The organism is Streptomyces sp. NPDC045026 (genome assembly GCF_056432625.1).
In genome coordinates, this window is the sequence record NZ_JBWKIS010000002.1 from 12281 (window position 1) to 38130 (window position 25850).

The following is a 25850-nucleotide window of genomic DNA, read 5'->3' on the forward strand; positions in this document are numbered from 1 at the left end:
ACGCCCGCATTCCGTCCGGATGCTGACATCGTGGGGTCCGGAAACGGCGTGATTCTCGCCACCCCTGATAGGGGTGGCGCTCAGATGAGCACTTTGAGGGCGGCTGTACATTTCTAAGGCATGGCACTGAGTGCCACCGGTCGATCATTTACGACTTGAACTCAGATGAGTATGGAGCTCGCTCATCCGAGCGAAATCCCGGGCCTACGGGGGGTTGTGTCTTCAAGAAGTGAAGACAAGGTCGAAGATGCCGCTACCCATTAGTTACTTTCGATCTAGCGGCGGACGGGTGGTTACGGCCGTATGACGCACAAGTGGACGTACCCAGATGCCTTCGATCTGGGTATGTTCCTCGCCGTCAGGGCAGCCACCGAGTCATCGAGGAGTCGAGACCCGTGTCGGAAAACAAAGATCCCCACGTAGTGAAGTTCGTTTACGACTTCACCGAGGGGAACAAGGACCTCAAGGACCTCCTCGGCGGGAAGGGGGCGAACCTCGCGGAGATGACCAACCTCGGTCTGCCGGTTCCTCCCGGCTTCGTCATCACCACCGAGGCCTGCAAGGTCTACCTCGACAGTGGCGATGAGCCGGTGGCACTGCGTGACGAGGTGAGTGCGCACCTCGACGCCCTTGAGCAGAAGATGGGCAAGAAGCTCGGCCAGGCCGACAACCCCCTTCTGGTGTCGGTCCGTTCGGGCGCGAAGTTCTCCATGCCCGGCATGATGGACACCGTCCTCAACATCGGGCTCTCCGACAAGTCCGTCCTCGGCCTGGTCAAGCAGTCCGGCGACGAGCGGTTCGCGTGGGACTCCTACCGCCGCCTCATCCAGATGTTCGGCAAGACCGTCCTGGACGTCGACGGAGAGCTCTTCGAGGACGCCCTCGACAAGGCCAAGGCGGCCAAGAAGGTCACGGTCGACACCGACCTCGACGCCTCCGACCTCAAGAAGCTGGTCACCCGCTTCAAGAAGATCGTGAAGACCGAGGCCGGCCGGGACTTCCCGCAGGACCCGCGCGAGCAGATGGACCTCGCCATCCACGCGGTCTTCGACTCCTGGAACACCGACCGCGCCAAGCTCTACCGCCGCCAGGAGCGCATCCCCGGCAACCTCGGCACCGCGGTCAACATCTGTTCCATGGTCTTCGGCAACCTCGGCCCCGACTCCGGCACCGGCGTCGCCTTCACCCGCGACCCCGCCTCCGGCCACCAGGGCGTGTACGGCGACTACCTCCAGAACGCGCAGGGCGAGGACGTCGTCGCGGGTATCCGCAACACCGTGCCGCTCGCCGAGCTCGAGTCGATCGACAAGAAGTCGTACGACCAGCTCATGCAGATCATGGAGACGCTCGAGACCCACTACAGGGACCTCTGCGACATCGAGTTCACGATCGAGCGCGGCCAGCTGTGGATGCTGCAGACCCGCGTCGGCAAGCGCACCGCCGGTGCCGCCTTCCGCATCGCGACGCAGCTCGTCGACCAGGGCCTCATCGACGAGGCCGAGGCGCTCCAGCGCGTCACGGGCGCCCAGCTCGCGCAGCTGATGTTCCCGCGCTTCGACGAGAACGCGAAGGTCGAGAAGATCGGCCGCGGCATCGCCGCCTCGCCGGGCGCCGCGGTCGGCAAGGCCGTCTTCGACTCGTACACCGCCGTCAAGTGGTCGCGTTCGGGCGAGAAGGTCATCCTGATCCGCCGCGAGACCAACCCCGACGACCTCGACGGCATGATCGCCGCCGAGGGCATCCTCACCTCGCGTGGCGGCAAGACGTCGCACGCCGCCGTCGTCGCCCGCGGCATGGGCAAGACCTGTGTCTGCGGCGCCGAGGACCTCGAGGTCGACACCAAGCGCCGCCGGATGACGGTCGGCGGGCAGGTCATCGAGGAGGGCGACGTCGTCTCCATCGACGGCTCCACCGGCAAGGTCTACCTCGGTGAGGTGCCGGTCGTCCCGTCCCCGGTCGTCGAGTACTTCGAGGGCCGCATGCACGCCGGCGCCGACGACGCCGACGAGCTCGTCGGCGCCGTGCACCGGATCATGGCGTACGCGGACCGCGTCCGCCGGCTGCGGGTGCGCGCCAACGCGGACAACGCCGAGGACGCGCTGCGCGCCCGCCGCTTCGGCGCGCAGGGCATCGGCCTGTGCCGCACCGAGCACATGTTCCTCGGTGAGCGCCGCGAGATGGTCGAGCACCTGATCCTCGCCGACACGGACACGGAGCGCGAGGAGGCCCTCAAGGAGCTCCTGCCGCTCCAGAAGAAGGACTTCGTCGAGCTGTTCGAGGCGATGGACGGGCTCCCGGTGACGGTGCGCCTGCTCGACCCGCCGCTGCACGAGTTCCTGCCCGACATCACCGAGCTGTCGGTGCGCGTCGCGCTCGCCGAGTCCCGCCAGGACGCCAACGAGAACGACCTGCGCCTCCTCCAGGCCGTGCACCGCCTGCACGAGCAGAACCCGATGCTGGGCCTGCGCGGTGTCCGTCTCGGCCTCGTGATCCCGGGCCTGTTCGCCATGCAGGTACGGGCCATCGCCGAGGCCGCGGCCGAGCGCAAGAACGCCAAGGGCGACCCGCGCGCCGAGATCATGATTCCGCTCGTGGGCACCGTCCAGGAGCTGGAGATCGTCCGCGAGGAGGCCGAGCAGGTCATCGCCGAGGTGCAGGAGCAGACCGGCGTCGAGCTGAAGCTGGCGCTCGGCACGATGATCGAGCTGCCGCGCGCCGCGCTGACGGCCGGGCAGATCGCCGAGGCCGCGGAGTTCTTCTCCTTCGGCACGAACGACCTGACGCAGACCGTATGGGGCTTCTCCCGCGACGACGTGGAGGCCTCGTTCTTCACGGCGTACCTGGAGAAGGGCATCTTCGGGGTCTCGCCGTTCGAGACCATCGACAAGGACGGCGTCGGCAGCCTCGTACGCAATGCCGTGGAGGCCGGCCGCGCCACGCGGCCCGACCTCAAGCTCGGCGTCTGCGGCGAGCACGGCGGCGACCCGGAGTCGGTCCACTTCTTCCACGAGGTCGGCCTGGACTACGTCTCCTGCTCCCCGTTCCGTATCCCGGTCGCCCGCCTCGAGGCCGGCCGTGCCGCGTCGACGTCGACGGGCAGCGACCACCGGTAGGGACCACCAGTAGGGACGACCGGTAGGAACCGGTCCGCAATACTCCGGGGCCGTTGTCTGGGTGCCCGACCCTCACGAAAGACAACGGCTCCGGTGCACCGAAGGAGAGGGCGGTACCCCTTGTGCGGGGGGTGTCGCCCTTTCGTGTGTCGGTCGGTCGGTCGGTCGGTCGGTCGGTCGGCCGACCGACCGACCGCGGCGACGACGACGGTGTGCGTGTGCGTGTGAAAGTGCGCGGGGGCGGGCGGTCTTGGGGGTTCTGTGATGTCCGCTCCCTTGTGAGGCCCGGGAGGCAAGTGGTGTAGTCCACTTCATGCCTCCGAGTAACGGAACGACTTCACCGCGTCTGTCACGCCGCTCGTTCGTCACCGCGCTCGCCGTGACCTCGGCAGCCACCGCCCTGCCGATCGGGCTCGGGTCCGCCGCCGCCCGCGCCGAGGGCAAGAACGCGGTCAACGAACGCCCCGTCGTCATCCCCGCCCTCCAGGACTGGGCCGGATCCACCGGCCGATACCGCCTCGAAGCGGGTGCCCCGGTCGTCGTACAGGCCGCGAGAGCGGGTGAACTCCTGCCGCTCGCCCGGCAGTTCGCCGACGAGATCGAAGAGGTCACCGGCATCAGGCCCGGCGCTCCCCGCGCCGGCCGCGGAGTGCGGGGCGGCCTGCGGCTCGTCCTCGACCCGGCCGACCGGCACGCGCCCGGCGGCGACCGGTACGCCGAGGAGGGCTACACCCTCACCGTTACCGCGGCCGCCGTCACGGTCACCGCGCCCACCCGCACCGGCCTCTACTACGGCACCCGGTCGGTCCTGCAGATCCTCCTGCGCTCCGACGGGCGCCGCGAACTGCCCACCGGCACCGCGCACGACTGGCCCGACTACCGGCTGCGCGGCTTCATGCTGGACGCGGGCCGCCGCTTCTTCACCCCGGGCTTCATCCGCGACCAGCTGCGACTGATGGGCTGGTTCAAGCTCAACGACCTGCAACTGCATCTGAACGACAACGAGATCAGCCCGGCCGGCGGCGACTGGTCCAAGGCCTACGACGCGTTCCGGCTGCGCAGCGACAAGCCCGAATGGGCCGGGCTCGCCGCGCCCGACGGCTCGTACTCGCGCGCGGACTGGGACTCCTTCGAGGACACCGCGGCCGCCCACGCCGTCCAGCTCACCCCCGAGATCGACGCGCCCGCGCACGCCCGCTCCTTCGTCCGCTTCCGCCCCGAACTCGGCCTGAAGGGCGGCAACTCCGACCACCTCGACCTCGCCAAGCCGGAGACGACGGCCTTCATGAAGAAGGTCTTCGACGAGTTCGCGCCCTGGTTCCGCAGCCCCGAGATCCACTACGGCGCCGACGAGTACACCGGCCCCGAGGAGCAGTACCGCGGCTACTTCAACGCCATGGCCGCCCACATCCGCACCCTCGGCAAGCACCCCCGCGCCTGGGGCAGCCTCACCGAGATGGCGCCCTCCGGCACCACCGGCTACGACCGCGACGTCACCATCCACAGCTGGAACAACGGCTGGTACGGCCCCAAGGCGGCCACGGCCGACGGCTACGAGATCGTCAACACGAACGACGGGCTCCTCTACATCGTCCCGTTCGCCACCTACTACCACCCGCTCGGCCTCGACGGCCCCTATCTGTACGAGAGCTGGGCCCCGCACGTCTTCCCCGGCGACCAGAGCCTCCAGCCGCAAGACCCGAAGCTGCGCGGCGCCATGTCCGCCGTCTGGAACGACCTCGTGCACGCCACGTACACCCAGCAGGCCGTCCACGGCCTGGTCGAGAAGACCTTCGGGACGCTCGCCCAGAAGATGTGGAGCGGGTCCGGGGCGGGCCTGAGCTACCGCGACTTCACGGCCGAGCTGCGGCGTGGGATCGCCGGACCCGGGCTCACCACCCTCACGCCCACCCTCGCCGAACCCGACCAGATATCCCTGGACGCGGCCGCCACCGCCTCCTCCACGGCCGCGGGGTCCCGCCCCGCGTACGTCACCGACGGCAGCCCGGTCACCCGTTGGACCAGTGGCCGCGAGCGGGCTCCCTGGCTGGCCGTCGACCTCGGGCAGTCGCGGCCCGTGCAGCGGGTGCGTGTCGAATGGGGCCAGGACCACGGCACCGCGTACGCCGTCGAGGTGTCCGACGACGGCGTCGCGTGGCGCACCGTCGCCGAGCGCACCGGCCGCGACCGCGCGGGCTGGGACGAACTCGGCTTCCCGGCGACCACCGCGCGCCACGTACGCCTGCGCGGCCAGGAGCGCGCGAGCACGCGCTACTCGGTGTGGAGCCTCCAGGTGTACGACATCCCCGACCTGGCGCTCGGCCGCCCCACCACCGCGTCCTCCGCCGAGACGGCCACGCTCACCGCGCCCAACGCCACCGACGGCGACCCGGGCACCCGCTGGGCGTCGCAGTACACGGACGGTGAGTGGATCGCCGTCGACCTGGAGCAGACACGGACCGTGCGGCGGATCGTCCTCGACTGGGAGACGGCCGCGGGACGGGACTACGACCTCCAGGTCTCCGAGGACGCCACCGGCTCGTCCTGGCGCACCGTCGCCGCACGCCGCGACCGGACCACGGCCGGCGTCGACTCGGTCGAGCTCGACGCCGTGCAGGCGCGGCGGGTGCGGATGCTCGGGGTGAAGCGGCAGACGACGTACGGGTACTCGCTGTACCGGTTCGAAGTGCGCGGCTGAGCACTCCGAGAGGGGAAACGGGGGTGCGGGGTTCCGCATCTACTGGCGGGTAAGTACAGTCGGGCACCCCCGTATCCCCTCGCCCAGGGAGCACAGCCATGACCGGCTGGAACGCTAGCGACATCCCCGACCAGAGCGGCCGCACGGCCGTGGTCACCGGCGCCAACAGCGGCATCGGCTACATCACGGCTCGCGAGCTGGCCCGCAAGGGTGCCCGCGTCGTCCTCGCCTGCCGCAGCGAGACGCGGGGCACGGCCGCCCTGGAGCGGTTGCGCTCCGAAGTGCCGGGCGCGCAGGCCGAGTTCGGGCAGCTCGACCTGGGTGATCTGTCGTCCGTGCGGAAGTTCGCCGGATCGCACGGCAGCGGCGAGCGACTCGATCTGCTGATCAACAACGCGGGCGTGATGGCGCTGCCCCTCGGGCGGACCGCCGACGGCTTCGAGACGCAGTTCGGCGTCAACCACCTCGGCCACTTCGCACTGACCGGCCTGCTCCTGCCCCGGCTCCTCGACACACCCGGCGCCCGCGTCGTCAGCGTCTCCAGCATGCTCCACATCCTTGCCGACATCGACGTGGCCGACCTCAACAGCGAGCGCCGCTACCGGCGCTGGGTCGCGTACGGCCGTTCCAAGACGGCGAACCTGCTGTTCATCCACGAGCTGGCGCGCAAGCTCGCGGCGCGCGGGTCGGACGTCGTCGCGGCGTCCGCGCACCCCGGGTACGCGTCCACGAACCTCGCGACGCAGGGCGCGCGCATGGAGGGCCGCAAGGCGGTCGAGCGCGTCGTCGAGCTCGGCAACCGGGCCATGGCCCAGTCCGCCGAGGCCGGCGCGCTGCCCACGCTGTACGCGGCGACGGCTCCCGGCGTGCGCCCGGACTCGTTCACCGGGCCGTCCCTGATGATGTGGCGCGGGGCGCCCGCGAAGTCGTGGCGGGCCGGGCGGACCCTCGACGACGTGTCGGGGGAGCGGCTGTGGGCGGCGTCGGAACAGCTGACGGGCGTGACGTTCTAGGGCGAACCACCAGGCCTTTCCGCCGGGGGCCCTAGTCCAGCTCCGAGGCCTCGAACACCGCGCGGGCCGCGTCGCCGTCGATGCGGGCCGCGAGGCGGTCGATGACCGGGGTGCCGCAGCGGAGCAGCCCGCTCGTGCGGGCCCTGCGCGCGCCCGTCTCCAAGCGGTGCCACAGCACCGGGTTGTCGGTGAGCACCTTCGGGTCCAGCTCCACGCGCCCGCCGAGCGCGTCCCGCAGCACGAGCCGCGGCGTCACCCCGTCGCTGTGGCGCACCGACGTGAGCAGATCCGTGCAGACCCGCCGCGTCCCCCGGACGCCGCGCACGGCGAGCCAGCCGGGACCCGCGCTGACCAGCGGCGGATGCAGCACGGCGTGCAGCAGCACCGAGAGCCCCGCCCACAGTCCGACCCGCGCCGCGCTCAGTGTGCCGTTGGCCGTGTCGATCACCAGGATCAGGCAGAACAGCGTGAGCGCGCAGAACACCGCCGCCCGCAGATCGGCGGCCCACCGCCGGTCCCGCACCACCACGTCCCGCGAGGCCGGCGTCGCCGCCCGCCCGCGGGATCCCGCCCTCGTATCGCGTTCCATGCAGCGCACCGTAAGCCCGCGCGGTGCCCCAGGTCAGCACTCTTGACGCGTCGCTGATCCGGCTGCCGCGCACGTTGACGCCCCGCTGACGGGAGGGCCGACATACGGCCGTAGTCCCTCTGTCGTAATCCGGCTGCATGGTTGATCGTTGGGCCGTCGGAATCCGTGGACGCCCAAAAGAAGCCGGCGTCCGTAAAGCAGCGAACAGCAGGGGGACGATCAATGACCATCAGCCGCAGGGGACTGCTCGGGACCGGTGCCGCGCTGGGGCTGCTCACCGCGTGCGGCTCCAACACCGGCCGGGACGACGGCGGTTCGGGCGGTGGGCCGGAGCTGGCGCAGTGGTACCACCAGTACGGCGAGCAGGGCACCGAGCAGGCCGTGAAGAAGTACGCCGCCGGGTACGGGAAGGCGCACGTCACCGTGCAGTGGCGGCCCGGCAACTACGACGAGCAGACCGCCGCCGCGCTCCTCACCGACTCGGGGCCCGACGTCTTCGAGGTCAACGGGCCCACCCTCGACCAGATCCAGGGCAAGCAGATCGCCGACCTCACCGGCCTGTTCGAGGGGGTCAAGGACGACTTCAACCCGGCGGTCCTCGCTCCGAAGACGTACGACGGCAGGATCTGGGCGATCCCGCAGGTCATCGACATGCAGATGCTCTACTACCGCAAGAGCCTGCTCGCCGACGCGGGCGTCGAGCCCCCGGGGACGCTCGACGAGCTCGTGGACGCCGCGAAGAAGCTCACCTCGAAGAAGACGAAGGGCCTCTTCCTCGGCAACGACGGCGGCGCGGGCGTCCTCGGCGGCACGCCTCTGTACGCGGCCGGCCTCGAACTCGTCACCGAGGACGGCAAGGTCGGCTTCGACGACCCGGCCGCCGCCCGCGCCCTCGGCAAGATCCACCAGCTGTACGCCGACAAGTCGCTGCTCCTGGGCGCGCCCTCCGACTGGTCCGACCCGTCGGCGTTCGTCCAGGGCCTGACCGCCATGCAGTGGTCAGGACTGTGGGCGCTGCCCACCGTGCAGAAGGAACTCGGCGACGACTTCGGCGTCCTGCCCTTCCCGAAGGACGGCGCGGGCGAGCCGTCGGTGCCGGTCGGCGCGTACGGCGCGGCGGTCTCCACCCGCGGCAAGCACCAGCAGGCCGCGAAGGACTACCTCAAGTGGTTGTGGATCGACCGCACCGACCACCAGGAGGACTTCGCCCTCTCGTACGGCTTCCACATCCCGGCCCGTATCTCGCTGGCGAAGAAGGCCGCGAAGCTGCGCAACGGCGCGGCGGCCGACGCCGTCCGCTTCACGACCGACCACGGCTTCGCCCAGCCCTTGAGGTGGACACCCGCGAGCCAGACCGCGTACCAGGACGCCCTGAGCCGGATCATCAAGGACGGCGCGAGCCCGGACGGCGAGCTCAAGGGAGTCGTGCGGAAGGTGTCGGCCGAGCTCGACCGTGTGAAGAAGAAGTGAGCCTGCGGCAAGAGGGCCGCCGCCAGGCGATCCCTCGGCAGAGAGGCCGCGGGCAGGGCGGCACGGCACGGAAGTGGGCCGGAGTCCAGAACCGCACCCTCTGGTTCTGGATCTTCGTCGGGCCCTTCCTCCTCGGCCTCGGCGTCTTCACCTACATCCCGCTCGGCTGGAGCGTCTACCTCAGCTTCTTCGACGCGCGCAACACCGTCACCCCGACCGACTTCGTCGGCCTCGGCAACTACACGGCGATGCTGCGGAACGAGGCCTTCACCGACAGCCTGTGGACGTTCCTCGTCTTCTCGCTCTTCATCGTGCCCGCGACCTACGCGCTCTCGCTCGCCCTCGCCCTGATGGTGAACCGGCAGCGCCGCGCCCAGGCGTTCTTCCGCTCGGTCTTCTTCCTGCCCGCCGCCTGCTCCTACGTGGTGGCCGCGCTGATCTGGAAGATGTCGATCTTCAACGGGGTGCGGTTCGGGCTCGCCAACACCGTCCTCGGCTGGTTCGGCGGCGATCAGATCGCCTGGCTGTCGACGACCGACCCGCCCTGGTACTGGGCCGTCATCGTCACCGTACGGCTCTGGCTGCAGGCCGGCTTCTACATGGTGCTGTTCCTCGCGGGGCTCCAGCGCATCAGCCCCAGCCTCTACGAGGCGGCGGCCGTCGACGGGGCGCGGCCCGGCTGGCAGGTCTTCCGGCACATCACGTTCCCGCAGCTGCGGGCCACCTCCGTGGCCGTGGTCCTGCTCCTCGTCATCAACGCCTTCCAGGCCTTCGACGAGTTCTACAACCTGCTCTCGGACGCCCGGGGCTATCCGCCGTACGCCAGGCCCCCGCTCGTCTACCTCTACTACACGGCCCTCGGCCAGGGGCAGAACCTGGGGCTCGGCAGCGCGGGCGCCGTGCTGCTCGCCCTGATCATCGCGGTCGTGACGGTGGGGCAGGCCAAGTGGTTCGGCCTCGGCCGCAAGGAGGCACAGTGAAGGAGACACCGTGAGGGACGACTCCCGCGTCAGGGCGGGCCGCGCCCTGCGCCTCGCCCTGCTGATCGCGCTGGCGCTCCTCTTCCTGATCCCGTTCTACCTCCTGGTACGCAACGGGCTCGCGGCAGAGAGCGACATCACCTCGCCCGAATGGACGTTCTTCCCGTCCTCGCTGCGCTGGGGAAACGTGCGGGAACTCTTCGCCGACACGTCCGTCCCCTACGCCCGCTCCCTGCTCAACTCCGCGCTCATCGCGGTCGCGACGACACTCGGCACCCTGCTCCTCGCCTCGCTCGCCGGCTACGGCCTGGCCCGCATCCCCTACCGGCACGCGAACAAGGTCTTCTACGCGATCCTGGGCACCCTGATGGTCCCGGCCGCGGTCACGTTCGTGCCGAGCTTCGTGCTCGTCTCGTCGCTGGGCTGGATCTCGACGCTGCGCGGCCTGATCGTCCCGACGCTGTTCTCCGCCTTCGCGTGCTTCGTCTTCCGCCAGTCCTTCCTCGGGTTCCCGGGGGAGCTGGAGGACGCGGCGCGCGTCGACGGGCTCGGGTACTGGCGTACGTACTGGCGGGTGGTCGTGCCCAACTCGCGGCCCGTCTTCGCGGCCGTCGGCACGATCGTCTTCATCGGCGCGTGGAACTCCTTCCTGTGGCCCCTGGTCATCGGCCAGGACCGCAACGCGTGGACCGTCCAGGTGGCTCTCTCGTCCTTCACCACGGCCCAAGTGGTCCGGCTCCACGAGCTGTTCGTCGCGGCGGCCGTGTCGATCGTGCCGCTGCTCGTGGTGTTCCTGTTCTTCCAGCGCTGGATCGTGGCGGGGGTGGAGCGCTCGGGCATCGACGACTGACCCCACCCCCGTCCGTACGGGCTATGCCGCCGCGCCGCCGTCGATCACCAGGTCGGCGCCGACCACGGACGCGGCGTCCTCGGACGCCAGGTACAGCACGGCGGCGGCGACCTCGCCCGGCGCCGCGACCCGGCCGAGCGGTGACTGCTCCTTCATGCGGATGGCCCGCTCGGCCTCGGTCTCGCCGGGGAGCAGGGACATGGCGGTCGCGGAGGGGCCGGGGCTCACCGCGTTGACGCGGACCCCGTCACCGATGTGGTCGAGGGCCGCGCCCCTGGTCAGGGCGGAGACGGCCGCCTTCGACACGGCGTAACCCGTCACGCCCGCCCGGGACTTGTGGGGGCCGAGGTTGGAGGAGATGTTGACGATGGCGCCGCCGCGCGCCTGCGTCCGCATCTGCGCGACCTCGGCCTGGAGAGCGAGGAGTACGCCGGTGACATTGATGTCGAGCAGCGTCTGCCAGTCGTCGGCGGCGAGTTCGGCGACCGGGCCCGCGCCGCGGAAGACGCCCGCGTTGTTCACGGCGACATCGAGTGACCCGAACCGCTCGACGGTGGCGCGCACCAGCTCCTGAAGATCCCCGGCCCGGCTCACGTCGGCGGTGCGCGCGACGGCGGTGCCGCCCGCCGCCTCGATGAGGTCCACGGTCCCGTCGAGGGTGGCGCGGGTCCGTCCGGCGACGACGACGCGTGCGCCCTCGGCGGCGAAGGCGAGCGCGATGGCCCGCCCGAGGCCGGTTCCGGCGCCGGTGACGAGGACGTTCTGGCCGGCGAAGCGACTGCGGGACATGAGTCGAGTCCTTATCTAGAACGATTGGTTCATTATGAAGACGTGTGAAGAGTCGGACGCGTGGGTCCGAGAACGGTCGAGGTTCAGTCCAGCAGGCCGAGTGCCTGCTCGGCCGCGTCGCGTACGCGCGCCGGGTCCGGCGACGCCTTCCCGGCGACGCGCATGCCCTGCATCAGGACGAGCAGCAGACGGGCGAGTGCCCGCGGATCGCGGCCGGCGGGCAGCTCGCCCTGGGCGCGGGCCCGCGTGAGCGAGGCGTGCAGCAGCATCTCGATGTGCTCCCAGCTGCGCTCCACGCGGCGGGCCGCCGCCGTGTCGTGCGGGGCCAGCTCGGCCGCCGTGTTGGTGACGAAACAGCCGGTCAGGCGCCGTTCCTCGGTCGTCGCCTCGGCGGCGAAGCGACGGACGAGGGCGCGGACGGCCGGCAGCGCGGGGCCGCCGGCCGACAGGTCCGCGAGGATGGCCGCGTCGGCGGACTCGGTGTACCGGTCCATCGCCTTCAGGTACAGCTCGTGCTTGTTGCCGAAGGTCGCGTAGATGCTGGCGCGGCCGATGCCGAGGTGGCCGACGAGGTCCGCCATCGACGTCGCCTCGTAGCCGCGCCGCCAGAACAGCTCTAGGGCCGACTGGAGCGCGGCGTCCGGATCGAATTCCTTGGTCCTGGCCACGAAAGGGAGACTAGGTGAAAGTGGAATGATCGGTCAAGAAATGCTGGGCGTGGTCTGCACGGCGTACGTGGTGACCGCGTACGCCTCGTCGTCGAGGCACGCGCCGCTCTCCAGGTCGAAGCGCTGCTTGAGCAGCGGCGACGCGACGAACGGACGGCCCTCGGCCGAACCGATCAGGCCGCGCGAGAGGACCGCGGCGCCCGTGAACGGGTCACGGTTGCCCACCGCGTACAGGCGGCCCGCGCGGTCCAGGAACACGGCGGCCTGCCGGCCGTCGGGGAGCAGCGCCGCGACCCCGCGGCCCGGGGTCAGCCGGGCCAGTTCGCACACCGTGAACCAGGCGTCCGCCAGGCGGAGTTGCACCATCACGGCGGTCTTCTCGGGAGCGACGGTCATGACGTCGACGATCCTTCCAGGGGGCGGGAGCCGATGGACAGCAGGGGCAGGTCGGGCTTGATCTGGTCGCGCTCCGGAACGAACCGCACCAGCGGGTCCGGCGCGTCGGGCGCGTTCACGAAGGACACGAAGCGCTCCAGGCGCTCCGGGTCGTCGAGGGTGTCGGCCCACTCGTCGCGGTAGTGCGCGACGTGGTCGGCCATGAGGGCCTCCAGTTCGTCGCAGAGGCCGAGGGAGTCGTGCACGACGACGTCCCGTACGTGGTCGAGGCCGCCCTCGATCCGCTCCAGCCAGCTCGCCGTCCGCTCGAGACGGTCGGCCGTGCGGATGTAGAACATCAGGAACCGGTCGATCAGCCGGATCAGTTCCGCGTCGGAGAGGTCCTGCGCGAGGAGGTCCGCGTGGCGCGGGGTCGCGCCGCCGTTGCCGCCCACGTACAGATTCCAGCCGTTGGCCGTGGCGATCACCCCGAAGTCCTTCGACTGGGCCTCCGCGCACTCGCGCCCGCAGCCCGACACGGCCGACTTCAGCTTGTGCGGCGCCCGCAGGCCTCGATAGCGCAGCTCCAGGTCGATCGCCATGCGCACGGAGTCCTGGACGCCGTAGCGGCACCACGTCTGTCCCACGCACGACTTCACCGTCCGCAGCGCCTTGCCGTACGCGTGGCCCGACTCGAAACCGGCGGCCACCAACTGTGCCCAGATCAACGGCAGTTGCTCGACCCGCGCGCCGAACAAGTCGATCCGCTGGCCCCCGGTGATCTTTGTGTAGAGGCCGAAGTCGCGCGCCACCTCACCGATCACGATCAGCTTCTCCGGGGTGACCTCGCCGCCCGGAATGCGGGGCACCACCGAATAGGAACCGTTCTTCTGGAGGTTGGCGAGGAAGTGGTCGTTCGTGTCCTGGAGCGCCGCCTGCTCGCCGTCGAGGACATGACCGTCGGCGCCGATCGTCGGGGCGAGCGAGGCGATGATCGAGCCGACCGCCGGTTTGCACACCTCGCAGCCCTCGCCGCCGCGCGCGCCGTCACGGCCGTGCGCGTCGAGCAGGTCCGCGTACGACGCGATCCGCTTGACCCGGACGATCTCGTACAGCTCGGCGCGGGTGTGCGGGAAGCAGCCGCACAGGCCCTTGTCGCCGCTCTGCGGGAGGAGCCGGCCGATGAGCTTCACGCAACTGCCGCAGCCCGTACCGGCCTTGGTGCACTTCTTCACCTCGGGCAGCGTGGCGTGCGCCTGGATCGCCTCCTTGGTGACGTTGTGGCAGGAGCAGATCACCGCGTCGCCGGGCAGTGCCTCCGGGCCCAGCGCCACCGGCGCCCCCGCCCCCGCGGGCAGCACGAGCTGCTCGGGCGCCACGGGCGGCACCGAACCGGTCAGCGCGCGCAGCGTCGCGTACGCCTCCGCGTCCCCGACCAGGATCCCGCCGAGCAGCTCCCCCTCCGGGCCCACGACGAGTTTCTTGTACGTGCCCGAGCGCGAGTCCGAGTAGACGACGTCGAGACAGCCGTCGGCCGCGCCGTGCGCGTCGCCGAACGACGCCACGTCCACGCCGAGCAGCTTCAGCTTCGTCGACAGGTCGGCACCGGTGAACTGCCCGTCCTCCGACGCGATCGCGGCGGCCACCGTCTGCGCCATCTCGTAGCCCGGCGCGACCAGGCCGTACACGCGGCCGTCCACGGCCTGCGCGCACTCGCCGATCGCGTACACCGCGGGGTCGCTGGTGCGGCACCGCTCGTCGACGGTGATGCCGCCGCGCGCGCCCACCGTGAGCCCCATGTCGCGGGCAAGCTGGTCACGCGGCCGTACGCCCGCCGAGAACACCACCAGGTCCGTCGCCAGCTCCGATCCGTCGGACAGCTTCATGGCGCGCACCGCGCCGTCCTCACCGTTCTCGCCGCCGGTCAGGATCTCCTGCGTGCCGACCCCGGTGTGGACGCTCAGGCCCATGTCCGTGATGGTGCGCAGGAGGGCCGCGCCGCCTCCCTCGTCGACCTGCACCGGCATCAGGCGCGGCGCGAACTCCACGACATGCGTGTCGAGGCCGAGGCCGCGCAGGGCGCCCGCCGCCTCCAGGCCGAGCAGCCCGCCGCCCACCACGGCCCCGGTCGTGGCGTGCTCCTTCGCGTACTCCTCGATCGCGAGGAGGTCCTCGATCGTGCGGTACACGAAGCAGCCCGTCGCGTCCTTGCCAGGCACGGGCGGCACGAACGGGTAGGAGCCGGTCGCGAGGACGAGCGTGTCGTACGTGACCCGAAGACCGGAGCGCGCCGTGACCGTCCGCATATCGCGGTCGATGTGCTCGGCGGGGTCCCCGAGGTGCAGCTCGATGCCGTTCCGGGCGATGAACTCCGCGTCCGTGAGCGAGAGTTCGTCCGGGGTGCGGCCCGAGAAGTACGAGGTGAGCCGGACCCGGTCGTAGGCGGGGCGCGGCTCCTCGCACAGCACGACGACGCGGTGCGTTTCCGTGAGCCCGCGCTCGGCCAGGGCCTCCAGGAAGCGCTGGCCGACCATGCCGTGGCCGACGAGGACGAGTGTGGGCATGGTGGGCATCTCAGAGGCCTCCGTCGTGAGTGAGCAGGTGGAGCAGGGGTGCGCCGTCGGCGGGCAGCGGGTCGTCGGCCTCCCAGGCGCGGGCGAGCGCCCCGACCGTGCCGAGCTCGCCGACCAGGACCCCGCCGACGAGCCGGTCACCGCGGACGACGACCTTGCGGTACGTGCCGCGGGTGGCGTCGGCGAGCTGCACGACGTCGTCACCGGGCAGCGCCTCGGGCTCCCCGAACGCCGCGAGGTCGAGCGGTCCCGCCTCGTGCGGCAGGGTCAGCCGGGTGAGGGTGCGGGTGCCCGTGTACGGGCGCCGCCGCCCGGAGAGCAGGTTCTCGGCGAGCGCGTCGGCCTGTTCGACGGCCGGGGTCGCGAGCCCGTAGACGCGGCCCGCGTGCTGGGCGCAGTCCCCGACCGCGCGCACGCGGGGGTCCGAGGTGCGCAGCTCGTCGTCGACGACGATCCCCTCGCGCACGTCGAGCCCGGCCGCCGCCGCGAGCCCCGTCCGGGGACGCACCCCGCACGCGAGGACCGTCAGATCCGTGCCGAGGACATAGCCGTCGGCGAGCTCGACGCGGCACACGGCCCCGTCGACGACGCCCACACCCCGCACCCGGCACTGCGTGTGCACCTCGACGCCGAGCGCGGTGAGGTGCTCGTGCACGAGGTGCGAGGACCGCGGGTCGAGCTGGCGCTCCATCAGGCGCTCGGACTGCTGCGTGAGCACCACCTGGGCGCCGCGCCGGGCGAGCGCACGGGCCGCGGACACCCCGAGGAGCCCGCCGCCGACGACGACCGCGCGCACCCCGGGAGCCACCGCCCGCGACAGGGCCAGGCAGTCGTCCATGGTGCGGAAGGCGTACACCCCGCCCGGCAGCTCCGCCGCGCCCGGCGCGAACAGTCCGCGCAGGGGCGGCAGGACCGGGTTCGATCCGGTGGCGAGCACGAGGGTGTCGTAAGGGACGCCGGAGCCGTCCTCGCAGCGCACCAGCCGCTCGTCGCGGTCGATGCGGACGGCGCGGGTCCGCAGGTGGGTTCCGGTGTGGCGGGGCAGCGCGATGACATCGGCGCCGTAGCTGCCCGCGAGGACCTCGGCGAGCAGCACCCTGTTGTACGGGGCGTGCGCCTCCTCGCCGATGAGTACGGCGGCAGCGCCGAGGCGCCGGGCGAGCCGGGTACCGGCGAGGCCGGTGCCGATCACCACCACGCGCCCGGGGTCCGTCACGAAGGTCATGCACGGCAGCCTGCGGGGCCGGTGTTACCCGGCCGCATCCCTCCCGTTTCCCACGGGGAACGCTGCGCTCAGCGAGCGCGAGGGGGGAGTGTGAGGGCTCAGCGGCTGCCCGTCAGATGGGCGAACACCACGACGTTGCCCCGGTAGCCGGTCTTCTTCGAGTAGCCGCCCCCGCACGTGATGACACGCAGCTCGGGCCGGTCCGCCGCGCCGTACACCTTCTCGTCGGGGAAGGCGCGGGCGTCGTAGACCTCGACGGCGTCGACGGTGAACACGGCGACGGAGCCGTCGCGGCGGTCGACCTCGATGGTGTGGCCCTTGGCCAGGGCGCCCAGGTCGTAGAAGACGGCGGGCCCCTCGGCGTTGTCTACGTGCCCGGCCACGATCGCCGTGCCGCGTACGCCGGGCGCGGTCCCGGCCTCGTACCAGCCGGCCAGGTTCTTCTCCTTCGGCGGCGGCACGTCCAGGCTGCCCTGCGGGGTCAGGCCGAGCCCCATCAGCGGTGCGTTCACGCGGATCGAGGGGATGCGGATGCGGTCGGGAGGCGAGGAGGAGAGGGGGGCCGCGCCGGGCGGCTCGCGGCCGGTGCCGGGGTGTGTGGGTGCGGCCTGCGCGGCGGACGGCTGCGGCGGTCCGTGCGCCTCGGTGCCCTGGCTCAGCAGCCAGGTGCCCAGACACAGGGCGAGAGTGGTGAGCGCGGCTATGAGCCCGTTGCCGACTGTGCGGCGGCGCGCCTGAGGCATCGGCTTCTCCAGATCGAAGTGGGTGTGGGGGTCGCCTTCCTCCCCCGGCCGCGCGAGGGGGGTGCACGGCCGGGGGAGGAGAGGACAGGCGGTACCAGGGGGCCGGAAGGGACAGCGGAGGCCGTCCGTCCGGCACCCGTCAGAACCCTTCGCCTCTCGCCCGGCGGTGCAGGAGCCAGGTACCGCCCGCGGCGGCGACGGCAAGCGCTGCCACTCCCGCCGCGGTCTTCCCGGGATCGGTGCCGAGTGCGCCGCCGACCCCCGTCTTCACATGGCCCTTGGGAGGGACCTGGCCCTGGGAGGTGGTGAGCGCGACCATCAGATCGCCCGTCACCTGCCCGCCGCCGGAGCACTTCGCGACGATCTCGTAGGTGCCGGGCTGCGCCGAAGGCGGCACCTGGAACCGCCCCACGGCGTCCTTCTCCTGCGTGCCCGGGGCGAGCGTGAAGACGCCCGCGCCGACCGCGCTCGCGTCCCCGGCGGCGCTGCGGGCCGCGCCGCACGCGGTGGTGTTGACGGTGACCGTGTCGCCCGCGGTGGCGTTCGCCGGGTACACCTCGAGGCCGCCCTTACCGGCGTACACGGGCGCGGCGGTCAGTGCCGCGGCGGCCGCGGCGAGCGCGGCAGCGGTCAGCAGACGGGGTGTGCGCATCGTGTCGTGCTCCTCCGAGGGGGCACGGCCCGCGGCACCTTCAAGTGCCGCTGCGTCGGTCACGCCCCTGCCCTACCGAGATAAAAGGCAATCGCCCCGGAACGCCTCCTGGTGAACCATCAGAAATCCGGTGAAAGGGCGTCACCTGACACCTCGACAGGTGCATTCCAGCAGGTCACCGACGTATCGGAGGAGAGTGCCCGAAAGGGGCGGCGGGCGCCTGTGAACGGGTGACCCGACCCGCGCGGCGCCCGCTTGACCTCAACAAAGCTTCAGGTATCAGGGTGGCGCCATGAACACCACAGCCGTACAGGCCGCAGCCCCCGTTTCCGTCCGCACCGAGGCCCCCGTCCGGGTCGCCCTGGTCATCGGCAGCAACCGCGAGGGCCGCTTCGGCCCCGTCGTCGCCGACTGGATCCTGTCCCTGCTCAAGGAGCGCCCCGACTTCGCCGTCGACGTGATCGACGTCGCCGCCACCGACCTGCCCACCGCCCTCTCCTACGACCCGTCCGCCGGGGTACGGGCCGAGCTGGCCAAGGTCACCCCGAAGCTGGCCTCGGCCGACGCCTTCATCGTCCTCACGCCCGAGTACAACCACTCCTACCCGGCGTCCCTCAAGAACGTCATCGACTGGCACCACGCCGAATGGCAGGCCAAGCCCGTCGGTTTCGTCTCGTACGGCGGCATCTCCGGCGGCCTGCGCGCGGTCGAGCACCTGCGCACCGTCTTCGCCGAGCTGCACGCCGTCACGGTCAGGGACACCGTCTCCCTCACCAACGCGGGCCGCCTCTTCGACGACTCCGGCGCCCACCGCGACCCCGAGGCCCCGGCCGCCGCGGTGAAGTCGATGCTCGACCAGCTGGCGTGGTGGGCGAAGGCGCTGCGGGACGCGAAGGGGGTGCGCCCGTACGGCAGTTGAGGCTGGGCAGCCGGAGGCCCCCGCAGTCGACGACTACGGGGGCCTCTCTCACTCATGCGCGATGTCAGCCCACGGACACGGCCGACCAGGTCGCGGCCACGGCCGCGTACTCCGCGCTGCCGGCCCCGTACAGGTCCTTCGCCGCGCTCAGCGTCGCCGTGCGGGCGCCCGCGTAGTTCGTCGAGGACGTCATGTATACGGTCAGGGCCCGGTACCAGATCTTGCCGAGCTTGTCCTTGCCGATGCCGCTCAGCGTCGAGCCGTTGCACGTCTTGCTGTTGTGCTGGACGCCGCCGATGACCTTCGGCCCGCTGCCCTCGGCGAGCAGGTACGCGAAGTGGTTGGCGACCCCGGACGAGTAGTGCACGTCGAGGTTGCCGACCGACGAGCTCCAGCAGTCGGCGGAGTTGCCGTCCTTGCTGGGCTGGTCCATGAAGCGCAGCGCCGCCTGGCCGAAGCCGGGCTTCACGATCTTCTCGCCGATGAGCCAGTCGCCCGGGTCGGAGGCGTTGTTCGCGTAGAACTCGACGAGCGTGCCGAAGATGTCGGAGGTGGCCTCGTTCAGGCCACCGGACTCGCCGGAGTACGTGAGCCCGGCCGTCTTCGACGTCACACCGTGCGACATCTCGTGTCCGGCGACGTCGAGAGCCACGAGCGGCCCGAACGTCGACCCGTCACCGTCGCCGTACGTCATGCAGAAGCAGGTGTCGTCCCAGAAGGCGTTGTTGTAGTTGCTGCCGTAGTGGACGCGGTTGTACGAGCCCTTGCCGTCGCCGCCGATGCCGTTACGGCCGTGGACGTTCTTGTAGTAGTCCCACGTCGTGTCGGTCCCGTACTGGGCGTCCACGGCGGCCGACGAGCGGTCGGCGTTCGCGCCGGTGCCCCAGTGGTTGTCGGCGTCGGTGAACACCACCGCGGGGGCCCGGCTCCAGCAGATGGTCAGGATGCAGCCGTCGGTCTTGTTCTGCGCGTCACCCGAGTAGGTGCCGCCCCGCGTCGCGTCCTTGAGCTGGTACGTCGACCCGGACTGGGTCGTCTCCAGCGGCACCGTGCCCGCGTAGAGGGACTTCCCGTCGCCGGTCGCGGTCTCGATGCTGTCCCAGGCGTCGATCTGCTTGCCGGTGGTGGCGTCGGTGAGGACCACGCGGGCGACGGGGTTGCCGAGCGAGTCCTTGCCCGCGGTGTCCGTGCGCCATGCCAGCTTCGGCGCGCCGTGCAGCGCGTCCACGACGAGCGCGGGCTTGGCGACGACCTTGCGCAGCAGCTCGCCCGGGTTGGCGGCGCGCAGGGCGGCGGCGGCGATGTCGGCGGCCTTCGGGGCGGGGAGATCCGGCGTCACGCTCGGCACGGCGAGGTCGCCGCGCACCGCGCGGTTCGCGGAGCGGTAGCCGCCGTCGCGGTTCAGATGGACGACGAAGTCACCGCCGAGAACGGGCAGTTGACGGTAGGTGCGGTTGTAGCGCACGTGCTGGGTACCGTCGGGGTCGACGACGACGTCCCGCACGGAGGCGCCCTGCGCGCCGGTGAGTCCGAGGTGGGCGGCCTCGGCGGTGAGCGCGGCCGTCGCGTGGCGGACGGCGTCGGCCCGGGTCGGTGGGGTGCGGTCGCCGGAGTCGGCGCCCGCGGTGGGGGCGAGGGCGGCGGCCAGCAGGGTGGCGGCCGCCGTGGCTATGCCGGCGGTGGTGAGTCGCGATGTGGTCCGGGCAGGTCTCATCGGGCTCCTAGTGACGGCGCGCGGGCGCGCTGAGGGGGGTCACACTGATGACGTCTCAGATTTAAAGGTCCATGACATGTCATGTCCATAGCGCCCCCGTGGTGGAGCTGTGAATAGGTGTTCACGTGCAGAATCTGCACGCACGGCCCGTGAAAGGAACGGACGCGAACGAGAGGGACATGAACGCGATGGACGGGAACGCACTGGCCCTGACGGTCCTCACCACGACCGACGACGAAGGCAAGGCCCACACCCTGGCGACGGGGGCGGTCGAGGCCCGCCTCGCGGCCTGCGCGCAGATCGCGGGCCCGGTCACGTCGGTCTACCGCTGGCAGGGCAACACGGAGACCGCCCAGGAGTGGCAGGTGCTCCTCAAGACCACGGCCGACGGCTACGAGGCTCTGGAGTCATGGCTGTTGGAGGCGCACGACTACGACACCCCGGAAATCATCGCGACGCCGGTGGTGCGGGGGAGTGCCGGGTACCTGGCGTGGATCGCGGGGGAGACGGGGGGCGCCTGAGTGCGGGTGCCGGAAACGCCGGAACGGCCCGAGCGCTTCAGCACCCGGGCCGTCACCGGCTGACGAACTCACCGGCCGATCAACTCAACTCAAACCCAACTAAACCCAGCTCAACTCAACCCGACTCACTTACGCAACAACAGAGTGATCCCCGCCACGACCACGCCGAGCACCACGGCGCTGACGCCGTAGCCGAGGCGGTGGGACCGAAGCCCCGGCAGAAAGCGGTCGAAGGCGATGCGCCCCGGGCCGGTCAGGGCGAGCGCCACCGCGCCGAGTGCGATCAGGAGCTCGTACTCGATGCCCTGCGGCGCGAAGAAGCCGCCGCCCCACTTCACGGCGATGGCGTTCACCAGCGTGCCGGCCACGGCTGCGGCGGCCAGCGGGGTGAGCAGGCCGAGCACGAGGCCGAGCCCGCCGAGGGTCTCGCTGAGCCCGGCGACCACGGCGAACGCCTTCGGTGACGGGTAGCCGGACGCGGCGAAGAACTGCCCGGTGCCGTCGATCCCGCCCCCGCCGAACCAGCCGAAGAGCTTCTGTGCGCCGTGCGCGGCCATGGTCAGGCCGAGGGCGAGGCGCAGTACGAGAAGGCCGAGGTCATAGGCGTGGGCGGGCGCGGCGGGGGTGGGTGAGCCGGGCGCGCGGAGCGGGCCGAGCTGGTTCGCGAGGGAGGTCACGTGGGGTTCTCCTGACTCGGAATCGATATGCTTGAACTTTCAAGCTACGACCCAAGCTAACCGTCCGCCCGCCATGTTTCAAACGTGGGCCACACCGCCCCGGCGGTCACCGGCCCCGGTGCCGGCCGCCTCGACCCGTACCGCGCACACCTTGAACTCCGGCATCCGGGACGTCGGATCGAGCGCGGGGTTGGTCAGGTTATTGGCGCGCCCGGCGCCCGGCCAGTGGAACGGCATGAATACCGTGTCGGGCCGGATGCCCGCGGTGATCCGGGCGGGTGCCTCGGCCCGCCCGCGCCGGGAGACGACGGCGACCGGCTCGCCCTCCGCCACCCCGATCAGTGCGGCGAGCCGCGGGTGCAGCTCCACGAAGGGGCCGGGCGCGGCAGCGTTCAGCTCGGCCACGCGCCGGGTCTGCGCACCCGACTGGTACTGCGACACGACGCGCCCGGTCGTCAGATGGACGGGGAACTCGGCGTCCGGCTCCTCGGCGGCGGCCCGGTGCGAGACGGCGACGAACCGGGCCCGCCCGTCCTCGGTGGCGAACCGTTCCAGAAAGAGCCGGGGCGTGCCCGGATGTTCCTCTTCGGGACAGGGCCAGAACACCCCGTCCTCCTCGACGAGCCGCCGATAGGAGATCCCTGCATAGTCGGCAGGCCCCCCTTCCGAAGCCAGCCGCAACTCCTCGAAAACCTCCTCCGGATCGGCCGGGAACCCCTTCTCCACCCCCAGCCGCCCCGCCAGCTCACGCAGCACCTCCAGATCGCTCCGTACCCCGTCCGGAGGCGAGAGCGCCCGACGCCGCAGCAGCACACGCCCCTCCAGACTGGTCACGGTCCCCGTCTCCTCGGCCCACTGGGTAACGGGGAGCACCACATCGGCAAGAGCGGCGGTCTCGGAAAGGACCACATCCGCCACCACCAGAAAGTCGAGCGACCGCAGCCTGCCCTCCACATGGGCGGCACGCGGAGCCGAAACCACCGGATTCGACCCCATGACCAGCAGAGCCCGTACGTCACGCCCCAGCGCGTCGAGCAGTTCGTACGCGGAACGGCCGGGCCCGGGAAGGGAGTCGGGGTCCACGCCCCACACGCCGGCCACATGCGCACGCGCCGCAGCGTCGGTCAGCTTCCGGTACCCGGGCAGCTGGTCGGCCTTCTGCCCGTGCTCGCGCCCGCCCTGCCCGTTGCCCTGCCCGGTCAGGCACCCGTACCCGGAAAGGGGCCGCCCGGCGCGCCCGGTCGCGAGGCACAGGTTGATCCAGGCGCCCACGGTGTCGGTGCCCTTGGACTGCTGCTCGGGCCCGCGGGCGGTGAGCACCATCGCGGCCTCGGGCTCGCAGAACATCCGCACGGCCTCGCGCAGTTGAGGCACGGCGACCCCGGTCACACGCTCCACGTACTCGGGCCAGTGCGCCATCACGGCGGCCCGCGCGTCCTCCCAGCCGCGTGTGCGCGTGCGCACGAACTCCTCGTCGACCCGCCCCTCGGTGACCACGAGATGGAGCATCCCGAGAGCCAGGGCGAGATCGGTCCCGGGCCGGGGCGCGAGATGGAGGTCGGCGAGCTCGGCGGTGCGCGTGCGGCGGGGGTCGATGACGACCAACGTGCCGCCGTTCTCCCGCAGTTCGTTCAGATAGCGGACCGCAGGGGGCATGGTCTCGGCCATGTTCGATCCCACCAGAACCACACATCCCGTACGCGGAATGTCCTCCAGGGGGAACGGCAGCCCCCGGTCGAGTCCGAACGCGGCGAGCTGTCCCGCCGCGGCGGAAGACATGCAGAACCGCCCGTTGTAGTCGATCTGCGAGGTCCCGAGCACGACCCGGGCGAACTTCCCGAGCCCGTACGCCTTCTCGTTGGTGAGCCCGCCCCCGCCGAAGACCCCGCACGCGTCCGGGCCATGAGCAGAACGCGTACGGGAGAGCCCCTCGGCGACACGATCAAGTGCCTCACCCCAAGAAGCGGCCTCGAGCGCGCCCCCTTTGCGGACAAGCGGCCCACTCAACCGCACCCCCGGCTCCAGCACGGCAGCGGCCGTACGCCCCTTCCCGCACAGGGCACCACGATTGACGGGAAACCCGGCACGCTCCGAGACCTCGACAGCACCAGAGGCGGTCGGGACGAGATTCATCCCGCACTGGAGGGAGCAGTAGGGGCAGTGGGTGGGCGTGACAGTGAGCATGTGGCCCACACTGCGCGCACGCTGTTACGTGACAGCCCACGCCCGATTACACGCAAGGCACGACGCCCTCTTAGCGGCACCGGCGGGACGGTGAGAACAACGGCGGATCAGCCGCGAAACCGTCGCGAGGGGACGTGGGGGTGTGTCCGCCCGGGGCACGGAGGTGCAGGCGCCGGTGAAGGGACACAGGGCGGAGGCGCCACGATGGCGAGGACGGACACACCCCCGCGGCCCCGCCCCACGTCACACCCGGCGCATCAGCGACGCCCGACCTCCAGAGCCCCCCGAGCCCCCCGACCACCCTCCAGAGCTTCCTGAACCCCAGGCTCCCGTTCCCCGAGAAACCGTGGATCGGGCCGGAACACGGAATCGACCAGAGCCTTCCCCGCCGCGAACACCTCACGGGCCCCGCCGTAGTACCAGGTCACGTCGTGCCGGTCGTCGACGCCGACGCCGTACGACGAGACGCCCGCCGCCTCGCACAGGGCGACCGCGCGCCGGATGTGGAACCCCTGGCTGATCAGCACGGCCCGGTCGACCCCGAAGATCTTCTTGGCCCGCACACACGAATCCCACGTGTCGAACCCGGCGTAGTCGCTGACAACGGCCTTGTCCGGCACCCCGTGCCGGGTCAGATAGGCGCGCATGGCGTCGGGCTCGTCGTAGTCCTCGCGGCTGTTGTCGCCAGTCACCAGAACGACCCGGATCCGCCCGTCAAGGTAGAGCCGGGCCGCGGCGTCGAGCCGGTGAGCGAGATACGGCGACGGCTCGCCCTCCCAGAGCCCGGCCCCGAACACCACGGCGACATCGGTGCGCGGCGCATCGCCGACCGCACGCAGCCGGTCCCCGGTGACGACGAACAGCCATGTAGCCGGCAACAGCGCCAGCACACACACGGCCACAGCGCCCTGCACGAACCGCCGCCACCCCCGCCGCGTACGCGGCAACCGGATCCGCACCACTGACCGCCCCTGCTAGAAAACGTCGTCGCACGACTGGACGCACGTTTCCGCCGACCGGTTCACGCGACAAGCTGGGACCCCACCACCGCCACACCCCACCCCACCCCACACACCACACCCCACCTCACATCCGCCCGAACACCTGGTGAGCCCCGGGGAAGCGACCCGTCACCGCCCCGCAACGACGCCGCAACCTCCCCCGGACAGGATCGGTTCATGACGGCGTCGAAACATCAGCGCGACGAGCCCACCGGCACGGCCCACCTCGACAGCACGGCGCAACTCATGACCAGGATCACCAGTCAGCTCGGCACCCAGCTGAGCCACGTCCGGCTCGACGGCAGCCGCCGCACACCCTCGCAGGTCCCGCCCACCCCGCCGGCCCTGGTGGTCGTGGCACACGGCAGCCGCGACCCGAGGGCGCTCGCCACGGCCCACGCACTGCTCGACAAGGTGCGCGAGGAACGCCCGGGGCTCCCCGTCCACCTCGGCCACATCGAGCTGAACGAACCGCTCCTGACCGACACGCTCGCGGCCCTCGCCCCCGGCCGCGCCGTCCTCGCCCCGCTGCTCCTGTCCCGCGGCTTCCACGTCAAGCAGGACATCCCGGCAGCCCTGGCCACGGCCCCGCACCTGAACGCCCGCGTCGCCCCGCCGCTCGGCCCCCACCCGCTCCTCGTGGAAACGCTGTACGCCCGCCTGGTAGAGGCCGGTTGGGACCCGCGGCCCGACGCCCGTACGCGCAGGACCAGCGGCGTGGTCCTCGCGGCGGCCGGCTCCCGCGACCCCGACTCGGCCGTCGACACGGCCCGCACCGCCGCGCTCCTCGCCGCCCGGCTCGGCGTCCCGGTCGTGCCCGCCTACGCCAGTGCCGCCTCGCCCACCGTCCCGGCCGCGCTGCGTGCGCTCGCCGTCAGAGGACGGCACCGCGCCGCCGTCGCCGCGTACTTCACGGCTCCGGGCCGCTTCGCCACCCAGTGCGCGCAGGCTGCCCCCTGGATAGCCGCGGCCCCGCTCGGCGCGCACACGGCGATGGCGCGCCTCCTGCTCCACCGCTACGACACGACGCTCGCGTCCCCGGCGCGACCCGCTCCCGTACAGCGGCAGCTCACGTCGGCCTGACCGTTTGTCACCG

The 25850-nt window shown here is 71.4% G+C and carries 21 protein-coding genes; 9 read left to right on the plus strand and 12 right to left on the minus strand.

What is annotated here, in order from left to right; all coding sequences use genetic code 11:
* The first annotated feature begins 395 nt into the window (after positions 1-395).
* The 3 genes from ppdK to AC07EJ_RS03665 all read left to right on the plus strand — a co-directional run bounded on the left by ppdK (position 396) and on the right by AC07EJ_RS03665 (position 6824).
* Positions 396-3113, plus strand: a complete 2718-nt coding sequence (gene ppdK / locus AC07EJ_RS03655) for a pyruvate, phosphate dikinase (protein WP_100591850.1) — start codon at positions 396-398, stop codon at positions 3111-3113.
* 313 nt (positions 3114-3426) lie between these two features.
* On the plus strand, positions 3427-5811 hold the full coding sequence (locus AC07EJ_RS03660; protein WP_478883672.1) for a galactose-binding domain-containing protein: 2385 nt from the start codon (positions 3427-3429) through the stop codon (positions 5809-5811).
* A 98-nt stretch (positions 5812-5909) separates the two neighbouring features.
* A complete protein-coding gene (locus AC07EJ_RS03665; protein WP_389476295.1) occupies positions 5910-6824 on the plus strand; it encodes an oxidoreductase in 915 nt (304 codons plus the stop codon).
* Positions 6825-6855: 31 nt separating this feature from the next.
* Here the strand turns inward: AC07EJ_RS03665 and AC07EJ_RS03670 are convergent, their stop codons facing one another.
* Positions 6856-7413: a hypothetical protein gene (locus AC07EJ_RS03670; RefSeq protein WP_389476293.1), complete on the minus strand. Its 558-nt coding sequence runs from the start codon at positions 7411-7413 to the stop codon at positions 6856-6858.
* A 222-nt stretch (positions 7414-7635) separates the two neighbouring features.
* Between AC07EJ_RS03670 and AC07EJ_RS03675 the strand changes: the two genes are divergently transcribed.
* The 3 genes from AC07EJ_RS03675 to AC07EJ_RS03685 all read left to right on the plus strand — a co-directional run bounded on the left by AC07EJ_RS03675 (position 7636) and on the right by AC07EJ_RS03685 (position 10713).
* Positions 7636-8883, plus strand: coding sequence for an ABC transporter substrate-binding protein (locus tag AC07EJ_RS03675; protein WP_389476291.1), 1248 nt, complete (start codon positions 7636-7638; stop codon positions 8881-8883).
* A gap of 110 nt (positions 8884-8993) precedes the next feature.
* Positions 8994-9863: a carbohydrate ABC transporter permease gene (locus tag AC07EJ_RS03680; protein WP_478883920.1), complete on the plus strand. Its 870-nt coding sequence runs from the start codon at positions 8994-8996 to the stop codon at positions 9861-9863.
* Positions 9864-9873: 10 nt separating this feature from the next.
* A complete protein-coding gene (locus tag AC07EJ_RS03685) occupies positions 9874-10713 on the plus strand; it encodes a carbohydrate ABC transporter permease (RefSeq protein WP_478883673.1) in 840 nt (279 codons plus the stop codon).
* Positions 10714-10734: 21 nt separating this feature from the next.
* On the opposite strand, the gene AC07EJ_RS03690 is transcribed toward AC07EJ_RS03685, so the two are convergent.
* From AC07EJ_RS03690 to AC07EJ_RS03720, 7 genes are all read right to left on the minus strand, one after another.
* Entirely contained in the window at positions 10735-11502 is a 768-nt protein-coding gene (locus tag AC07EJ_RS03690; protein ID WP_478883674.1) for an SDR family NAD(P)-dependent oxidoreductase, read from the minus strand.
* Between the two features lie 83 nt (positions 11503-11585).
* Complete coding sequence (locus tag AC07EJ_RS03695; protein WP_389476285.1) at positions 11586-12170, minus strand: TetR/AcrR family transcriptional regulator; 585 nt, start codon at positions 12168-12170, stop codon at positions 11586-11588.
* A gap of 33 nt (positions 12171-12203) precedes the next feature.
* Positions 12204-12566 (minus strand): nitrite reductase small subunit NirD, encoded by a 363-nt coding sequence (nirD, locus tag AC07EJ_RS03700; protein WP_389476283.1) that lies wholly within the window; start codon positions 12564-12566, stop codon positions 12204-12206.
* Positions 12563-15118 carry a nitrite reductase large subunit NirB gene (gene nirB, locus AC07EJ_RS03705; RefSeq protein ID WP_478883675.1) on the minus strand — a complete coding sequence of 852 codons (2556 nt, stop codon included), beginning with the start codon at positions 15116-15118 and terminating at the stop codon, positions 12563-12565. The genes nirD and nirB overlap by 4 nt, the downstream gene beginning before the upstream one ends.
* Position 15119: 1 nt before the next feature.
* Positions 15120-16334: an NAD(P)/FAD-dependent oxidoreductase gene (locus AC07EJ_RS03710; protein ID WP_389476365.1), complete on the minus strand. Its 1215-nt coding sequence runs from the start codon at positions 16332-16334 to the stop codon at positions 15120-15122.
* 107 nt (positions 16335-16441) lie between these two features.
* Positions 16442-17086, minus strand: a complete 645-nt coding sequence (locus tag AC07EJ_RS03715; protein WP_389476279.1) for a class F sortase — start codon at positions 17084-17086, stop codon at positions 16442-16444.
* Between the two features lie 139 nt (positions 17087-17225).
* Positions 17226-17738: a hypothetical protein gene (locus AC07EJ_RS03720; RefSeq protein WP_389476277.1), complete on the minus strand. Its 513-nt coding sequence runs from the start codon at positions 17736-17738 to the stop codon at positions 17226-17228.
* Between the two features lie 292 nt (positions 17739-18030).
* Between AC07EJ_RS03720 and AC07EJ_RS03725 the strand changes: the two genes are divergently transcribed.
* Positions 18031-18657 (plus strand): NADPH-dependent FMN reductase, encoded by a 627-nt coding sequence (locus AC07EJ_RS03725; RefSeq protein ID WP_389476275.1) that lies wholly within the window; start codon positions 18031-18033, stop codon positions 18655-18657.
* A gap of 64 nt (positions 18658-18721) precedes the next feature.
* Here the strand turns inward: AC07EJ_RS03725 and AC07EJ_RS03730 are convergent, their stop codons facing one another.
* A complete protein-coding gene (locus tag AC07EJ_RS03730; RefSeq protein ID WP_389476273.1) occupies positions 18722-20371 on the minus strand; it encodes a M4 family metallopeptidase in 1650 nt (549 codons plus the stop codon).
* 188 nt (positions 20372-20559) lie between these two features.
* Here AC07EJ_RS03730 and cutA point away from each other — a divergent pair, with 188 nt between their 5' ends.
* Positions 20560-20892 (plus strand): divalent-cation tolerance protein CutA, encoded by a 333-nt coding sequence (cutA, locus tag AC07EJ_RS03735; RefSeq protein ID WP_478883921.1) that lies wholly within the window; start codon positions 20560-20562, stop codon positions 20890-20892.
* Positions 20893-21017: 125 nt separating this feature from the next.
* Here the strand turns inward: cutA and AC07EJ_RS03740 are convergent, their stop codons facing one another.
* From AC07EJ_RS03740 to AC07EJ_RS03750, 3 genes are all read right to left on the minus strand, one after another.
* The gene (locus tag AC07EJ_RS03740) at positions 21018-21569 is read right to left on the minus strand and encodes a DoxX family protein (RefSeq protein ID WP_389476269.1); all 552 of its coding nucleotides are present in this window, start codon (positions 21567-21569) and stop codon (positions 21018-21020) included.
* A gap of 78 nt (positions 21570-21647) precedes the next feature.
* Entirely contained in the window at positions 21648-23753 is a 2106-nt protein-coding gene (locus AC07EJ_RS03745) for a molybdopterin oxidoreductase family protein (protein ID WP_389476267.1), read from the minus strand.
* A 257-nt stretch (positions 23754-24010) separates the two neighbouring features.
* Complete coding sequence (locus tag AC07EJ_RS03750; RefSeq protein WP_478883676.1) at positions 24011-24715, minus strand: SanA/YdcF family protein; 705 nt, start codon at positions 24713-24715, stop codon at positions 24011-24013.
* Positions 24716-24931: 216 nt separating this feature from the next.
* Between AC07EJ_RS03750 and AC07EJ_RS03755 the strand changes: the two genes are divergently transcribed.
* The gene (locus AC07EJ_RS03755; RefSeq protein WP_389476263.1) at positions 24932-25837 is read left to right on the plus strand and encodes a sirohydrochlorin chelatase; all 906 of its coding nucleotides are present in this window, start codon (positions 24932-24934) and stop codon (positions 25835-25837) included.
* Positions 25838-25850: the final 13 nt, after the last annotated feature.

What these genes read in the sequence shown, in the direction of transcription:
- AC07EJ_RS03660 (WP_478883672.1), top strand. Translation starts at nt 3,427, where the DNA reads ATGCCTCCGAGTAACGGAACGACTTCACCGCGTCTGTCACGCCGCTCG.
- AC07EJ_RS03720 (WP_389476277.1), bottom strand. Translation starts at nt 17,738, where the DNA reads ATGCGCACACCCCGTCTGCTGACCGCTGCCGCGCTCGCCGCGGCCGCC.
- AC07EJ_RS03730 (WP_389476273.1), bottom strand. Translation starts at nt 20,371, where the DNA reads ATGAGACCTGCCCGGACCACATCGCGACTCACCACCGCCGGCATAGCC.
- AC07EJ_RS03755 (WP_389476263.1), top strand. Translation starts at nt 24,932, where the DNA reads ATGACGGCGTCGAAACATCAGCGCGACGAGCCCACCGGCACGGCCCAC.
- nirD (WP_389476283.1), bottom strand. Translation starts at nt 12,566, where the DNA reads ATGACCGTCGCTCCCGAGAAGACCGCCGTGATGGTGCAACTCCGCCTG.
- AC07EJ_RS03715 (WP_389476279.1), bottom strand. Translation starts at nt 17,086, where the DNA reads ATGCCTCAGGCGCGCCGCCGCACAGTCGGCAACGGGCTCATAGCCGCG.
- AC07EJ_RS03690 (WP_478883674.1), bottom strand. Translation starts at nt 11,502, where the DNA reads ATGTCCCGCAGTCGCTTCGCCGGCCAGAACGTCCTCGTCACCGGCGCC.
- AC07EJ_RS03745 (WP_389476267.1), bottom strand. Translation starts at nt 23,753, where the DNA reads ATGCTCACTGTCACGCCCACCCACTGCCCCTACTGCTCCCTCCAGTGC.
- AC07EJ_RS03670 (WP_389476293.1), bottom strand. Translation starts at nt 7,413, where the DNA reads ATGGAACGCGATACGAGGGCGGGATCCCGCGGGCGGGCGGCGACGCCG.
- AC07EJ_RS03675 (WP_389476291.1), top strand. Translation starts at nt 7,636, where the DNA reads ATGACCATCAGCCGCAGGGGACTGCTCGGGACCGGTGCCGCGCTGGGG.
- AC07EJ_RS03665 (WP_389476295.1), top strand. Translation starts at nt 5,910, where the DNA reads ATGACCGGCTGGAACGCTAGCGACATCCCCGACCAGAGCGGCCGCACG.
- nirB (WP_478883675.1), bottom strand. Translation starts at nt 15,118, where the DNA reads ATGCCCACCATGCCCACACTCGTCCTCGTCGGCCACGGCATGGTCGGC.
- AC07EJ_RS03725 (WP_389476275.1), top strand. Translation starts at nt 18,031, where the DNA reads ATGAACACCACAGCCGTACAGGCCGCAGCCCCCGTTTCCGTCCGCACC.
- cutA (WP_478883921.1), top strand. Translation starts at nt 20,560, where the DNA reads ATGGACGGGAACGCACTGGCCCTGACGGTCCTCACCACGACCGACGAC.